We start from the raw sequence: 13,885 nt of genomic DNA on the forward strand, positions 1-13,885 counted from the left end.
ACGAATTCCTGAAATTCCGGAAAGTTCTGCAGCAAGAGATGCAAGCATGCCAGTTACGGTGTCTTCGTCGGCGCGTTCTTTTGTAATTTTTATTAGTCCTCCGGATTGTTTAATTTTTCTGCGTTATTAGATTTCTCATTTTCCTCCTAGTCAGTGGGCTTGACAACCCTGTGCTTATGCAGAAACCCCTCTTAGGTAAGATTATTGTATTAAGCTTTGCCTAACCTTGTCAATGATTAAATTTTAGGTAAGGGTGGGGTGTGTGGAAAATAATCTGATTTTCTGGGTCTACACATTGGAAATGTGAGATCCTTGATGGTCGCAGGGCTACTTAACGTCTTATTTTGACTGATCGCTAAGATGTAGCATCCGTTGTCATGTAATTCCATCAGGCTAAGATGGCTTGTCCTTTTATCTAGGTGTGATACCTCCAAGTGTTCGAACATGGTTGCGTGTTTAGAAAACCTGTGCCATACTGTCGCTATGACTCAAACAGGTATTCGCGCGCAGGAAGGGCGGGGGCAGCAAGAATCTGTAGCTGTTCTTGCCGACGCGCGTGCGGAGCGTGTGGCGTCATTGCGGAATAAAATTGCTGGTTTAGAGTCCGCAGCAAACTTAACTCCTGTTCAGCAAAAACCGCGTTTGCTCAGTAATGATTCTGTTTCTGAAGGGAATGAATCTTCTGTAGATCCATACCGTGTGGTGGAATTGTCCGGTCGGCTCGCTGGTGCTATTCCCATCGGCGGGTTGCCGAAAAACTCTGTGTCTCATTGTAGTGATTGCCCTGCACTCGTCTCTGAACTTATCGCACAAATTAGCGCACAGGGAAAAACAATCGCTATTGTGAACTGGTCAGATCTTTCCTTGGCGCAGGTCGCGGAAAGCGGGGATCTCTCAAAAATCATCACGGTTCCCAACCCGGGTGGGGAGTGGATAACGGTGCTTGGCGTGCTGGCAGAAGGTGTAGATGTGTTGATTTATCGCAGCCCGCGTACCCATACTTTGAGCCCTACGCAAGCACGCCCGCTGCTGGCGAAAGTCCGTAAGGGTAGGGCGGCTGTGCTCACTGTTGGTGTGCAAGTGCCCTCACCGGCATTGACAATTAATGCTCAGGTCACTGGTTTTTCTGGCATCGGTTGCGGTGCTGGGCGCATCCGAAATACAGAAATTGCGGTCAGTTCCTACAGCAAAACCCACCGGAATGGGCCTGTCGTGCTCACGTGTGGTGCGCGCTCTAGCGCTGAATCTGCCAGTGCTGAATCACTACGGGCGGTGCGGTAGATGACTGCCACGGTTCCGTCTCGTATTCAGCCCCAGGTTGAGTTCCGGTCCGGTACACAACAGAGTGAGCGTCGCCAACAAAGTGATCACAGCCAGCGTAGCCACCAAAACGCCAGCCAAAGCACTCGCCACAATTTCGGGTATTCGCACAGTGCAGGAAACCGCATCGCCGTGCTGTGGTTTCCGGACTGGCCCGTCCAGGCAGCGCTCTTGGAAGAAACTCGCCGCGGTATCAGCCCAGAAAGCCCGGCTATTGCACTGGCTAGTAATCACCGCATCACTGCATGCTGTGATAAAGCCCGCGCGCAGGGTGTGCGCCGGGGCATGAAATTGCGGGCAGCTCAAGCGCTCTGCCCATCTATGGTGGTGCGTGATGCTGACCCACAACGCGACGGGCGACTGTTTAGCAGCATTGTCGAAGAACTGGATGATGTCTCTGCTTCCTTGGAAGTGTTGCGCCCGGGGATGGTTGCGCTGAATCTGACGGCAGCAACGCGCTTTTATGGTAGTGAACAAGTTGCCTTAGAACGGTTCATTGATGCTGCCGCGCACGAGGGGATTGATGCCACCGCTGGTGCTGCCGATGAACTTTCGACTGCCATTATTGCTGCCCGGCACCGTGTGCTTGGAGCCGTCGTTCAACCCGGTGATTCTGTTGCATTCTTATACCAGCAACCGTTGTCCGTCCTGCTCGCAGAACCCGCGTTGGGCTGTCAAAAAGACACTGTAGAAACCCTTGCTGGACTCGGCATTTCTACCCTGGGCGAGCTCACCGAACTGCCAACCACTGCCATTAGTACTCGTTTTGGCAGCGCAGGGTTGCACTGCCATCGCATCGCTAGTGCACAACAACAACGCAAAGTTGCTCCTGGTGCAGTGGAACTGGATTTGTCAGCTTCTATCACACCGGAAGCACCCATCACACGCGTCGACGAAGCAGCCTTCATCGCGCGCATGCTCGCCGACCAGGTGCACCGACAGCTGGCCACGCAGGGGCTGAATTGCGTGCGCATCAAGATTGCTGCAGAAACCGACGACGGTACGATGATCTCGAAGATTTGGCGCACCACCACTGCGCTGACAGAGCATGCCACTGCCGAACGCGTACGTTGGCAGCTCGATGGGTGGCTCTCCAGTGGCGGCGCCGGAGCAATCGTGGAATTATCCCTGATCCCACTGGAAACCCAAATACCAACAAACACCGGATCTATCATCGAAGCCGATACCGCTGTGGCAGAAGAAACCACCGCGACCGTGGTTTCTCGTTTGCAGTCAATGCTCGGTTTTGATGCCGTACAACAACCGCATGCTGTTGGCGGTAGGGGAGTTGCCGACCGTGTGCGTTTTTTGCCCTATGGGCAGGCTGCAGAAAATATTCGGGAACCTGGCCGACGCAGTGCAGAATGGATCGGTGCCATCCCCTCGCCACTACCAACGCGACTGGGCGGCGGGCTGGACCACCCCGCCAGCCGAGTGCGCTTGGTGGATAAACACGGAAACCCGATTTTTGTCACCGCAGAGGCACTACTGAGTGCTGATCCCGTCGGCATGTCCTGGGGAAAAAAGAAATTCCAGGTGCTTGGTTGGTCGGTGCCATGGCCCGTGGATACCGGATGGTGGGAAAGCGAGATTTCTGATGAAAGCCAGCGGCTCGCGCGGATGCAGCTCGTCGGCAAGAACGCCGGTGATCAGCATCCAAAAGCGTGGCTCTTAGTGTGGCAACACCGTGCTTGGCGTATCGAAGCCATGTACTAATGCAAAATATCAATGACCAGCCGCGTCGGTCCCCGTAAAACCTGTACCGAAAATGGCTGTTTCATATCCAACCCCAGGAAATACTGGGCACGTCCGTCGTGCATACCACCAGGGATGAACTCCTTGACGACGCCGAGCTGTTTGCCCAGATCAGAGTCTAATTTGGCTACCTCCGCATAATCTGGACTGGGAAGATCCTTTGCAACCTCATCCGAGCGCACCACGCCGTCGATATTGATGTTCAAGGCCACCAAATGCTCCATATCCACAGTGCGGCCGGAGCCCTGGTAGAAGGGCTGTTCGGTATAAGAGACGTACCAGCCCGGCATGCCGTTGCCCGCCATTTCAAAAACCACACGATCGAAATCATCATGCCCAGCAATGCGGATATCCGTGACAGCCAATTGGGCCGGTGCCTCCAAACGCTCCGTTTTTGGCGCGCCATTAGTATCGCCAAGAGCCGTCAAACCAGCCGGTGCCGAATGCTCAGGCTGTGGCGAGGCTGGAGTTCGTGGGGTAAGCGCACCGTCGGAACTTGAGCTTCCCTTCTGGGCTTTTCCAGAAGCATCCGTGTGTGCGGGATGTGAATTCACAGAATCGTTATCAGGCCGGTGCCCCCCGAACCCCATCCCGGCAACATTCGTCCCGGAATCCGTGCACGCGCCCAACAGCAGACAGCTTGCTACCGCAGTAGCTAAGCCTGGCACGTATCGCTTCCGGGAAACCATATTCATTACCGTAGTCGCCCACAATACTGGGGGCCAAGACAATCAGCGTACAAAAGCAAAGCGATAGAAAGACTCAATCAAATCGTTGCCTAATTGTGTTCTAGGCTGGGGGTATGACTGAACCCGAATCCCGGAACCACAATCCACGATGCTCTGATGTGCAAATAGAACCATTGCCCGGCACTGCTAAACGCGACCGGATGTATGTGGTTTTTGAATGGCCCGCGGGCTGGAGCCATGACGTACTTGATGGTGATACCTTCGGTGCGGAGCTTTCCAAGAAAATCAAAGAGCACTTGGGTTCTGGGGTGGGGTTCCAACTTATCCGCAAACCTGGTCGCGCCGGGCACCAGATGCCCCGACAGCACCGGGTGTATTTGGTGTATCCGGAGCAGGCATATACGGAGCTACTTTATATCGGTGGGCCGGAAGATATTCTGCAACTGGATCTGGCAGGGCCGGGGAACAATAAACAATTTGCTGCCCGCCCCAGCCGTGATCCACTGCTCCTGGTATGCACGCACGCTAAACGCGACGTTTGCTGCGCGGTGAAAGGGCGTCCGCTGGCTGCATACTTGGAAACGAAATCGTCTACCGGTGATGTGGTCTGGGAAACCTCGCACACTAAAGGTCACAGGTTTGCGCCGGCGATGCTGTTGCTGCCGTGGGGCTATAGCTTTGGACGGCTGAATGAGCAGGCTGGTGGTGAACTTTTACAGGCGGCACTGGAAGGCAAGTATTTTCATCCCGCCAACCGTGGGCGGGGAATCTACGATGAGCCGAGCCAGGCCGCGGAAGTAGCGGTGGCCGGTGAATTGTTAGCCGCCGGTGAGTATTTGTCCTACCAGGACTTGGTTTATGCTCGGCAGGTTGCAGAACGTGCCACCGGTGCCCCCGGCGAATCCAGCGGGACCGGTGGCCCCGGTGCAGACTCGCGCGTGGTGGAAGTTGCACACCGCGACGGCCGTACCTGGCGGGTTGCGTTGGAACAGCAGCTTTTCGACGGTGTCGTGGCTTCCTGCGGGAAAAACCCTGCGACGAAGCCGGGCTGGGCGGTCACTGATTTAGCGGCGTCCTGATATTTTCGCGCCGGCTATTTCACTTCTTTCCCGAATGTGGTTGCGATTTTCCGTGCGGTTTCTTTGGCAAAGGGGCCGACTCCGGTGATCGTTGCTGACCCGGGGCCAGTCCAGTCACCGTAACCGACTAAGTGTAGATCGGTGTATTTTGGTGTCGTGCCATTGAGCAGATGGCGAATCGGTTTTAGTGCCGGGCGGAAACCTGTGCACCAAATAAGGTGATCGGTGCTTACCTCATCGAGTGAGTCGAACATGGGGGTTGCCTGCAACCGCCCGGAATCACGAGCCTCGCGCATTTTCGGCAGTGCGACGATGTCGCCCAGGTTGCTATCAGCCCCAGGGTCTTTGTCACCGCGTTGCATGGCTAGGGCTCGTTTTCTGTTGCGGCGAAATAACACGCGGCCATCGACATCATCAGGCATCCACCGTGGTTCATGCCGGGTGTACCAGGTGACATCGGCATAGTCGGTGAGTTCGGCGGCTATTTGTGCCGCAGAGTTTCCGGCACCTACTACAGCTACAGAAGAATCGCGGAAGGGTTCCGGACCGGGATAATTCGCGGAATGCCACTGGGTGCCGTCAAACGTGCCTGGGTAATGCGGAACAAAAGGGCTAGACCAGGTTCCAGTGGCAGCGACGATGTGTGTTGCGGTCCAGGACTGCTCGCCAGCAAAAACCTGGTAGCCGTCGTCTTTTCGTTCTACCTGGTCAACGTGTACAGGGCGCTCGACGGGGATCCGGTAGCGCTGCTCATATTCGTCCAAATAAGCAACGACGTGGTCAGCCGGAGGGAAGCCGTCGTATTCTGGCATGGGTTTGCCCGGAAGATTGGAAAAAATCGCGGTGGAAAACAAGGTCATCGACGGCCATACGTGACGCCATGCCCCACCAGGGGCGTCTTGATCATCCAGAACGAGGGTGTCGACCCCAGCGCGCAGTAGATAGTATGCGGTAGCTAGGCCGGCTTGGCCCCCTCCAATAATGATGGCTTCGTGGTGGTCAATGTTGGGGTGGTCAATGTTGGGGTTGCGTTCGTGAGCGCGTGTGCCGGCCGTATTCATAGATTTTGTCCCTTGCGATGTCTTGCCTTCCATCGTGTCGCCGTTGCTGTTTGCTTAGTTCTATCCGATCTGCAGGATGGTACGTAGTTCTGCGAAAAGCTGTGGACGCACGCGGTGGGTGACCGTACGGCCGATTCGTACCTTGGTCAATAAGCCGACCTCGGTTAAGCGTGCTAAATGATGGGATACGGTAGGTTGGCTCAACCCTGATAATTCTGTTAACTCTGCGACGCTAACTGGTTCGCATCCCTCCGCAGCTAGCCGCGAGAGTAATCGTAGGCGGGTGGGATCGGACAGCGCTGTGAACAGAATGGAATAGCGTTCAGCTTCACTTTTGGTCAAAAGGCCAGATCCCAGGGAACAACAGGAGGTGAGATCAGTCAGCGGGAGAGTCTCTGGGGAGGTCATAACAACTATTTTATATTGACGGCTATCGATATAAAATATTGATAGCTATCGATATAAGTTTAGGATTCTGGCTTGATGCTCAGAATTGTTTTTAAGGAGTTTTATGACCGTTGCCCAACGTCCGCGTATGTCCTGGTTGAATCGATTTTTACCGGTATGGATCCTCGTCGCGATGGGTGTTGGACTACTCCTGGGGCGCACGATGCCGGGAATCGGAGAAACGCTGGCGCGGCTAGAAGTAGGTGGTATTTCTTTGCCTATTACACTCGGTTTGCTGGTGATGATGTACCCGCCTCTAGCGAAAGTTCGTTACGATAAAACCCGCAAGATCGTTGCAGATAAGCGGTTGATGACAGTATCAATCGTGCTTAATTGGCTGGTGGGGCCAGCTTTTATGTTTGCATTGGCGTGGTTTTTCTTACCTGATCAGCCGGAACTTCGTACTGGATTAATCATCGTTGGCTTGGCCAGGTGCATTGCAATGGTGCTGGTGTGGTCAGATCTATCCTGTGGTGACCGGGAAGCTACAGCTGTTTTGGTGGCTATTAACTCTGTATTTCAGGTACTTATGTTCGGGCTGCTTGGCTGGTTTTATCTGCAAGTATTACCCCAATGGTTGGGGCTGGGTGCCAGCGAAGTGGAGTTTTCCTTCTGGACCATCGTGAGTTCTGTGTTGGTGTTCCTCGGAGTGCCTCTGGTTGCTGGTGCTTTGTCCCGGGGTGTGGGAGAAAATATCAAAGGGCGGCAGTGGTATGAAACGAAATTTTTGCCAGCTATTTCACCATTGGCGCTGCTTGGGCTGTTGTACACCATCGTTTTATTGTTCTCCCTGCAGGGTGAACACATTGCAGCGCAACCGACGGCAGTAGTTCGTGTAGCCGTCCCATTGCTGCTTTATTTTGTTGGGATGTTTGCTGTGTCGTTGGTTGTTTCAAAACTGGTGGGGATGAATTATGCGCAGTCTTCGTCGGTGTCGTTTACAGCTGCCGGAAATAATTTCGAATTGGCTATTGCCGTATCCATCGGTACTTTCGGAGCGCATTCCGCACAAGCGTTAGCTGGAACAATAGGTCCGATGGTCGAGATTCCTGTGCTTGTCGGGTTGGTTTACGTCATGTTGTGGGTGGGGCCAAGGCTTTTCCCTGGTGACGCAACCTTGCCGGGTATGACCACGCCGACTACCGGACAGTAACCTGACCGCAGTTGTGTTTAATTAGGTGCTGTGCGTTAGGTGCTGTGCGTATGGAAAAGCCCGGCGGTTAAGCCGGGCTGGGTGGTAGTAAAGAGTGCGGAGACTAGCGCCAGATGATTTAGGGTCGCATGATCTAGCGCCAGATGATTTAGCGCCGCATGATCTTTTTCGACAACCAGTTGCCGAAGAACTGCGCGGCCTGCACCATCAGGATGATCACGGCAGTAGCAACCAGTGTGACCTCGTAGTTGAAGGCGCGGTGTCCGTAGACGATGGCGAAATCGCCCAAACCGCCGCCGCCGACGTAACCGGCCATGGCGGACATGTCGACGATCGCGATGAAGATGAAGGTGTAACCCAGGACCAATGGCCCCAGGGCTTCGGGGAGGATCACGCGGGTGATGATTCGCCACGGGCCAGCACCCATTGCGCGGGCAGCTTCGATAATGCCGGGATCGATCGCGACTAGGTTCTGTTCGACGATACGGGCGACGGCGAAGGTTGCGGCAATCCCCATCACAAATGCCGCGGATTCGCGGCCAATGGAGGAGCCGATCACTCCCACAGTCACTGGTTGTAGCAACGCCAGCAAAATGATGAAGGGGATTGGGCGGACGAAGTTCACCAGGATGTTTAGGACCGTGTAGAAGAATTTGTTCTGCAGGATCCCGCCTTCGCGGGTGGTGAATAAGAAAACGCCGGTGACTAGGCCGAGGATGCCGCCGACAGCCATGGCGAAAGCAACCATGACCACTGTGTCGACGATTGCGTCGGAAAACATGGGGCCCAGGCGGTCCCAGTTGGTATCAGCTGCGGAAATCATCGCTTAATCTCCTCAATGTGGGTGCGCTGGGATAGGGTGCGGTAGAACTCATCGATGGTGTCATCAGAGCCGTTGAGACGCACAGTCATTTTGCCAAAGGACTGCTGCTGCAGGGTGGTGACGCCACCGTGCACGATATTGATGGAACCACCGCCTGAACGCAGCGTGGCGGCGGCTTCAAAGAACCCGGAGTTTTCGGTCAGCTCGATGGTGAACAGGCGCCCGTCGTGGGCCAGTAGGTCATCGGCTTCAATAGAGTCCGGTTCATTGCGTAGGGCAGTAGCGACGAATCGCTTGGCGACGTCCGTTTTCGGCGCAGAAAAGATTTCGTAAATCTCGCCGTATTCCACGACGGAGCCGTTTTCCATCACCGCGACTTTGTCCGCGATGGAGCGCACGACTTCCATTTCGTGGGTAATCACCACGATGGTGATCCCGAATTCTTGGTTGACTTTCCGCAATACTTCCAAGATTTCTTGAGTAGTCTCTGGGTCGAGTGCGGAGGTGGCTTCGTCGGCAAGCAACAGCGACGGGTTTGTCGCCAGGGCGCGGGCAATGCCGACGCGCTGTTTTTGTCCGCCGGATAGCTGCTCGGGGTAGGAGTTGCCACGTTCGCCGAGACCGACGAATTCGAGTAGCTCTTGCACGCGTTTTTTGCGTTCGGCTTTTGCGATACCGGCGAGCTTCAGTGGGAACTCGATATTTGCGGCTGCGGTACGGGAATTAAAGAGGTTGAATTGCTGGAAGATCATCCCGATATTGCGGCGTAGTCCGCGCATTTTTGCTTCGGACATGCCGACGATCTCTGTGCCGTCGAGTTTTAGCGAACCGGAAGTTGGTGAATCTAGGCCGTTGATCAGGCGCACCAGGGTGGATTTACCTGCGCCGGAATAGCCGATGATGCCGATGACTTCACCGGACTCAACGGTCAAGGTGACATCGTCGACGGCGGTGACCTTCGCAGAGCCTTTCTTCTTGCTCGCAAAGACTTTCTCGACGTTGGTGAATTCGATGCGGGTGCCGCGGCGTTCGCCACTTCCGCTAGTAGGGCTTTGGCCCGAGTGTTTTACCACGAAAAAACCATCATTTCTTCTTAGACGGAAAACGCTTAGTCGCAGCTATGTTAGCCGTGACTAAGCGTATTTCGTTACTAGCCTGGTTAGAAATATTCGGATGAGTCCCGAATGTGCTCCGAATTAGCCCTGCTGTAGTTCCTCTTCCAGCTTGTCCAGGATCTCTTGCAGTTCTGCGCGTGGACGCTTGATTTGCACGGCGGTGCCGCCGGATTCTTCGCGTACAGCTTCTGCGACGCGCTCGTCGTGCCACAGTTCTGCCAGCTCGTTCAGTACAGCATCGTCGACGTTGTCGGCACGCACGGCCCATAGGTTGATGTACGGCTCGGCGCCTTCACCATTTGGATCATCTTCGAAGATGGCTTCCTTTGGATCAATGTTGGCCTTCTCCAGGAAGGAGTTGTTGATCACAGCAGGGCGGCCTTCGCCGTACAAGCGTGCGGTCTGGGCAGCGTCGATCGGGGTGACGGTGACCTTGGAAGCGTCTTTGTCGATATCAGCCGGGGTTGGGGTGTACTTGGAATCGCCGGTCAGCTTGATCAGGCCAGCTTCCTGTAGCAGCAACAGTGCACGACCCTGGTTCACGGTGTCGTTCGGGATGGCGATTTCTTCGCCCTCGATCTGGTCAACGTCGAGCTTTTCGGCGTCCTTCCAGTACAGGCCCAATGGGTAGATCTCTGTGGAAACTAGTGGCGCCAGGTCGTCGCCGGAGCCAATGTTGTGCTGTGCCAAGTACATCAGGTGCTGGAATTTGTTGGTATCCAGTTCACCCTGGGTTAGCGCTGGGTTTGGGGTGGAATATTCCGCGAAGTTGCGCAGATCGATGTTGAAGCCGTGCTCTTCTGCGACTTCCTCGAATACTGCCCACGATGGCATCGAAGCATCGGTGGTGCCGATAACGATGGTGTCGTCTTTGGAGTATCCGCCTTCACCGTTAGCGGAATTGGCGGAGTCATCGCTGGAGCAGGCAACCAGGGTGGCTGCGGTCAGTGCAGCGGTGCTGCCTGCAATAATACGGCGGATCTTCATAGGGTGTGGGGTCCTTTCATGGGAGTTTCCAGCATGCAGTTTTGGCCCTTGGTGCATGCGGATGCAATGACGTGGAATCTAGCAGACGCTATACAGCTTTGTCTACATTTTTGTTCAACTGCTGCTGTTTAAGGGGGTGTAGATTTTGCTTTGTTCGAAAATGTATACGCACCCGTGCGGCTTTCTGTGTAGGGTTGCACTCATGAATTTCAATGGTGGTGCGGGCCTGCCGTGGTCCCGTTTGGAAAGGATCTTATCTGGGCATCCAGTGCCTGCCCCCGTATTGCTGCCCGCACGTGCTGATATTGTCTCTACCTCGCAAGATTCTGCAGGGTATAAGCTTGCCGACGGCCCAGTCTTTGCGGAATTAACTGCGGTGAGCTCCTATAGCTTCCTTGTGGGGGCTTCGGATCCAGAAGCCCTGGTGGAACGTGCCTGTCAACTGGGCTTGACCGCGTTGGGTATCTGCGATCACGACGGCTTTTATGGTTCCATCGTCTTTGCGGAAGCTGCAGCTAAAGCTGGTTTGCCGACCATTTTTGGTGCTCGGCTGAGTCTGGATCATGGCAGTCTTACCGTCCTGGTGCGCACCCCGGAAGGCTACCGTCTGTTGTCTCGGGTGATGGCGGCTGCGCATATGGCTAGTGATGATCGGCGCCCGCGGTATCCAAGCTTGGAATCTTTGGCCGAGCAATTGGCCGGGCAATGCTATATTCTCGTGGATTATTCTTGGCTTAGTATGCTCGATACCTTGATCGAATGCTTCGGAATAGACAGCTTGGTTCTACACTATGAATCTAAGTTATTACCGGAAGACGCTGATCACTTTGCTGCTTTGGATTCCGCTGCTGCGGCGGTGAAAACTGCAGAATCTGAGAATTTGGTGCAAGTAGCTGCCGCACAAGGTCTTAAAACACGTGGAACTAACGGGGAAACTACGTGGAGAAGGCCGCGCCTTCGTGCCATCATTAGCGCCAGCCCACATGCTGCTACCCGTAAGGAAACTCGTCTAGCTAGTGCGAAAGCCGCGTTGGCGCAGCGCGAATCACTGGACACCGCTAGTTGGCACACGCACCCGATGGGGGCGCAGTGGTTGCGTGATGGCCGTGGCATGCTGCGTTTAGCTCCGGGGCGGGAACAGCTGCTGCAAGAAACCGTCGATATTGCTGCAGAATGTGCTTTTAGTTGGGATATCGTGGCTCCGCGCTTACCGCATTTTGCTGTACCCGACGGAGAAACTGAAATGAGCTGGCTAAGGCAGCTGACCTTTGAGCGGGCCCGGCAACGCTACCAGGCGTATCCGGAACAGGTCTATCAGAAAGCTAAAAACCAGATTGCGCATGAGCTCAGGGTTATCGAGAAACTCGGGTTTCCTGGCTATTTTTTGATCGTGATGGATATTGTTGATTTCTGTGTGAAACAGAACATCTTGGCCCAGGGCCGGGGGTCGGCAGCTAATTCTGTGGTGTGTTTTAGCCTGGGGATCACCAACGCGGAACCAATCAGTGCGCAGCTGCTATTCGAACGCTTCTTGTCGGCAGATCGCGATGGTCCACCAGATATTGACCTTGATATTGAATCCACTCGCAGGGAAGAAGTCATCCAATACGTCTATGCCACGTACGGGCGTGACCGTGCCGCGCAGGTGGCTAATGTGATTACTTACCGCCGGAAAGGTGCGGTTCGTGATGCTGCGCGGGCGTTGGGGTTCCCACAAGGCACCGCAGATAGCTGGGCGCAAGGCAAAACAGAGCCTCCGGATAATGTGGTGGCTCTTTCCGAGCAATTCCTGGGACAACCACGCCATTTGGGGATTCATTCCGGGGGCATGGTTTTGTGCGACCGGCCAGTCACCGACGTGGTGCCCACGCAGTGGGCGGCGATGGAAGGCCGCAGCGTCGTGCAATGGGACAAAGACAGCTGCGCGGGCGCAGGCTTGGTGAAATTCGACTTGCTGGGGCTGGGCATGCTGGAAGCTTTGCACCACATGATTGACCTGGTGCAGGAGCAACACGGGCATACCGTGAATCTTTGGGAAATCGATTTAGCAGACCACAATGTTTATGACATGCTGTGCCGGGCTGATGCCGTGGGCGTATTTCAGGTGGAATCACGTGCGCAATTGAACACCCTGCCGCGGTTAAAACCTCGCTGTTTTTTCGATTTGGTGGTGGAAGTCGCACTGATCCGCCCTGGGCCGATCCAAGGCGGTTCCGTACACCCGTACTTACGACGGCGGGATGGCCTGGAAAAGATCACCTATGACCACCCGGTGCTGGAAAAAGCTTTGGCGAAAACCCTGGGAATTCCATTATTTCAGGAACAATTAATGCATATCGCGGTTGATGCCGCAGGTTTTAGTGGCACAGAAGCCGATGACCTCCGCCGGGCGATGGGATCGAAGCGCTCACCTGAGCGCATGGCCGCGCTGCAAGAACGCTTTTTGCGCGGATGTTGGGAAACCAACCAGATCGAGGCAGAAATAGCCTATAAGCTGTGGTCAAAGATCATAGCCTTTGCAGCTTATGGGTTTCCGGAATCGCATTCGCAGTCTTTTGCCTCACTGGTGTTTTTCTCTGCCTGGTTCAAGTGCTACTATCCGGCAGAATTTTGTGTGGGGCTGCTGCGCGCCCAGCCGATGGGTTTTTATTCTCCGCAGTCGCTGATTCAGGATGCCCGCCGCCACGGGGTGCAGATCCTGCCAGTTTCGGTGCTGGATTCGCAGGTAGAAGCCAGTGTGACCAGCGGGGCCATCCGTTTGGGGCTTGGTTCTGTGAAAGGCTTGTCGACGTCTACCGCCGAAGCTATCGTCACCGAGCAACCCGCGTTGTCTCGACAGTCTTCGGTAGCCGATCTGGTGCGCCGAACCGGGGCATCAGTACGCGAGGTCGAAGCACTCGCCCGCGCTGGGGCATTGGAAATACTCGGGCTGGATCGTCGGCAAGCGCAATGGGTGGCTGGTGTGGCTGCTACCGAACAGCCGGGTATGCTGCCGGGGCTTTCGGCGATTGCTGCACCGGCGCTTCCCGGAATGAGTGGTTTTGAAATGCTGGTGGCAGATCTTGCCAGCACCGGAGTAACCCCGGATACCCAGCCGATGGAGTTGCTGCGGCATGCGTTGGCAGGCCAACAGGTGCTGCGTGCTGCGGACTTGTTGCGGGTTACGGATGGTAAACGTATCCGTGTGGCAGGCATGATTACCCACCGGCAGCGCCCGAATACCGCTAGCGGGTCGACGTTTCTGGGAATGGAAGATGAAACCGGGCTGATTAACGTTATTGTTTCGCCGGGGTTGTGGAAGAGGCAGAAAAGACTAGCGCGCACCGCCAAAGCTTTGGTGGTGCGCGGGATAGTGCAAAACGCCAGCGGGGCAGCCACCGTGGTGGCCGACCGGCTGGAGCCCCTAGAAATCAGTGAGTTGCTTGCGGTGCGCTCGCGGGATTTTCAGTAGCTGAG

General features: G+C 55.2%; 11 protein-coding genes. 5 read left to right on the top strand and 6 right to left on the bottom strand.

What is annotated here, in order from left to right; all coding sequences use genetic code 11:
- The first annotated feature begins 483 nt into the window (after positions 1–483).
- Entirely contained in the window at positions 484–1,281 is a 798-nt protein-coding gene (locus HMPREF1292_RS05100) for a hypothetical protein (RefSeq protein WP_051137365.1), read from the top strand.
- On the top strand, positions 1,282–3,036 hold the full coding sequence (locus tag HMPREF1292_RS05105; protein ID WP_023019004.1) for a DNA polymerase Y family protein: 1,755 nt from the start codon (positions 1,282–1,284) through the stop codon (positions 3,034–3,036).
- On the opposite strand, the gene HMPREF1292_RS05110 is transcribed toward HMPREF1292_RS05105, so the two are convergent.
- A complete protein-coding gene (locus HMPREF1292_RS05110; protein WP_023019005.1) occupies positions 3,033–3,770 on the bottom strand; it encodes a hypothetical protein in 738 nt (245 codons plus the stop codon). The genes HMPREF1292_RS05105 and HMPREF1292_RS05110 overlap by 4 nt on opposite strands.
- A 107-nt stretch (positions 3,771–3,877) precedes the next feature.
- On the opposite strand from HMPREF1292_RS05110, the gene HMPREF1292_RS05115 reads away from it, so the two are divergent.
- On the top strand, positions 3,878–4,843 hold the full coding sequence (locus tag HMPREF1292_RS05115) for a sucrase ferredoxin (RefSeq protein WP_023019006.1): 966 nt from the start codon (positions 3,878–3,880) through the stop codon (positions 4,841–4,843).
- A gap of 14 nt (positions 4,844–4,857) precedes the next feature.
- Here HMPREF1292_RS05115 and HMPREF1292_RS05120 read toward each other — a convergent pair whose 3' ends face one another.
- Together HMPREF1292_RS05120 and HMPREF1292_RS10805 are read right to left on the bottom strand one after the other, a co-directional pair.
- Positions 4,858–5,904, bottom strand: coding sequence for an ArsO family NAD(P)H-dependent flavin-containing monooxygenase (locus HMPREF1292_RS05120; RefSeq protein ID WP_023019007.1), 1,047 nt, complete (start codon positions 5,902–5,904; stop codon positions 4,858–4,860).
- A 60-nt stretch (positions 5,905–5,964) separates the two neighbouring features.
- Positions 5,965–6,312 (bottom strand): helix-turn-helix transcriptional regulator, encoded by a 348-nt coding sequence (locus HMPREF1292_RS10805; protein ID WP_023019008.1) that lies wholly within the window; start codon positions 6,310–6,312, stop codon positions 5,965–5,967.
- 103 nt (positions 6,313–6,415) lie between these two features.
- Here HMPREF1292_RS10805 and arsB point away from each other — a divergent pair, with 103 nt between their 5' ends.
- On the top strand, positions 6,416–7,504 hold the full coding sequence (arsB, locus tag HMPREF1292_RS05125; RefSeq protein ID WP_021351925.1) for an ACR3 family arsenite efflux transporter: 1,089 nt from the start codon (positions 6,416–6,418) through the stop codon (positions 7,502–7,504).
- Positions 7,505–7,652: 148 nt separating this feature from the next.
- Here arsB and HMPREF1292_RS05130 read toward each other — a convergent pair whose 3' ends face one another.
- The 3 genes from HMPREF1292_RS05130 to HMPREF1292_RS05140 form a co-directional block, all read right to left on the bottom strand.
- Entirely contained in the window at positions 7,653–8,327 is a 675-nt protein-coding gene (locus tag HMPREF1292_RS05130) for a methionine ABC transporter permease (protein WP_021351924.1), read from the bottom strand.
- Positions 8,324–9,400, bottom strand: a complete 1,077-nt coding sequence (locus HMPREF1292_RS05135; RefSeq protein ID WP_021351923.1) for a methionine ABC transporter ATP-binding protein — start codon at positions 9,398–9,400, stop codon at positions 8,324–8,326. The genes HMPREF1292_RS05130 and HMPREF1292_RS05135 overlap by 4 nt, the downstream gene beginning before the upstream one ends.
- Before the next feature lie 123 nt (positions 9,401–9,523).
- A complete protein-coding gene (locus HMPREF1292_RS05140; protein ID WP_021351922.1) occupies positions 9,524–10,429 on the bottom strand; it encodes a MetQ/NlpA family ABC transporter substrate-binding protein in 906 nt (301 codons plus the stop codon).
- A gap of 202 nt (positions 10,430–10,631) precedes the next feature.
- On the opposite strand from HMPREF1292_RS05140, the gene HMPREF1292_RS05145 reads away from it, so the two are divergent.
- Positions 10,632–13,880 carry an error-prone DNA polymerase gene (locus HMPREF1292_RS05145; RefSeq protein ID WP_023019009.1) on the top strand — a complete coding sequence of 1,083 codons (3,249 nt, stop codon included), beginning with the start codon at positions 10,632–10,634 and terminating at the stop codon, positions 13,878–13,880.
- Positions 13,881–13,885: the final 5 nt, after the last annotated feature.

Source organism: Corynebacterium sp. KPL1995, assembly GCF_000477935.1.
Lineage (GTDB): Bacteria > Actinomycetota > Actinomycetes > Mycobacteriales > Mycobacteriaceae > Corynebacterium > Corynebacterium pseudodiphtheriticum.

What these genes read in the sequence shown, in the direction of transcription:
- HMPREF1292_RS05130 (WP_021351924.1), bottom strand. Translation starts at nt 8,327, where the DNA reads ATGATTTCCGCAGCTGATACCAACTGGGACCGCCTGGGCCCCATGTTT.
- HMPREF1292_RS05120 (WP_023019007.1), bottom strand. Translation starts at nt 5,904, where the DNA reads ATGAATACGGCCGGCACACGCGCTCACGAACGCAACCCCAACATTGAC.
- arsB (WP_021351925.1), top strand. Translation starts at nt 6,416, where the DNA reads ATGACCGTTGCCCAACGTCCGCGTATGTCCTGGTTGAATCGATTTTTA.
- HMPREF1292_RS05100 (WP_051137365.1), top strand. Translation starts at nt 484, where the DNA reads ATGACTCAAACAGGTATTCGCGCGCAGGAAGGGCGGGGGCAGCAAGAA.
- HMPREF1292_RS05145 (WP_023019009.1), top strand. Translation starts at nt 10,632, where the DNA reads ATGAATTTCAATGGTGGTGCGGGCCTGCCGTGGTCCCGTTTGGAAAGG.
- HMPREF1292_RS05105 (WP_023019004.1), top strand. Translation starts at nt 1,282, where the DNA reads ATGACTGCCACGGTTCCGTCTCGTATTCAGCCCCAGGTTGAGTTCCGG.
- HMPREF1292_RS05110 (WP_023019005.1), bottom strand. Translation starts at nt 3,770, where the DNA reads ATGAATATGGTTTCCCGGAAGCGATACGTGCCAGGCTTAGCTACTGCG.
- HMPREF1292_RS05140 (WP_021351922.1), bottom strand. Translation starts at nt 10,429, where the DNA reads ATGAAGATCCGCCGTATTATTGCAGGCAGCACCGCTGCACTGACCGCA.
- HMPREF1292_RS05115 (WP_023019006.1), top strand. Translation starts at nt 3,878, where the DNA reads ATGACTGAACCCGAATCCCGGAACCACAATCCACGATGCTCTGATGTG.
- HMPREF1292_RS10805 (WP_023019008.1), bottom strand. Translation starts at nt 6,312, where the DNA reads ATGACCTCCCCAGAGACTCTCCCGCTGACTGATCTCACCTCCTGTTGT.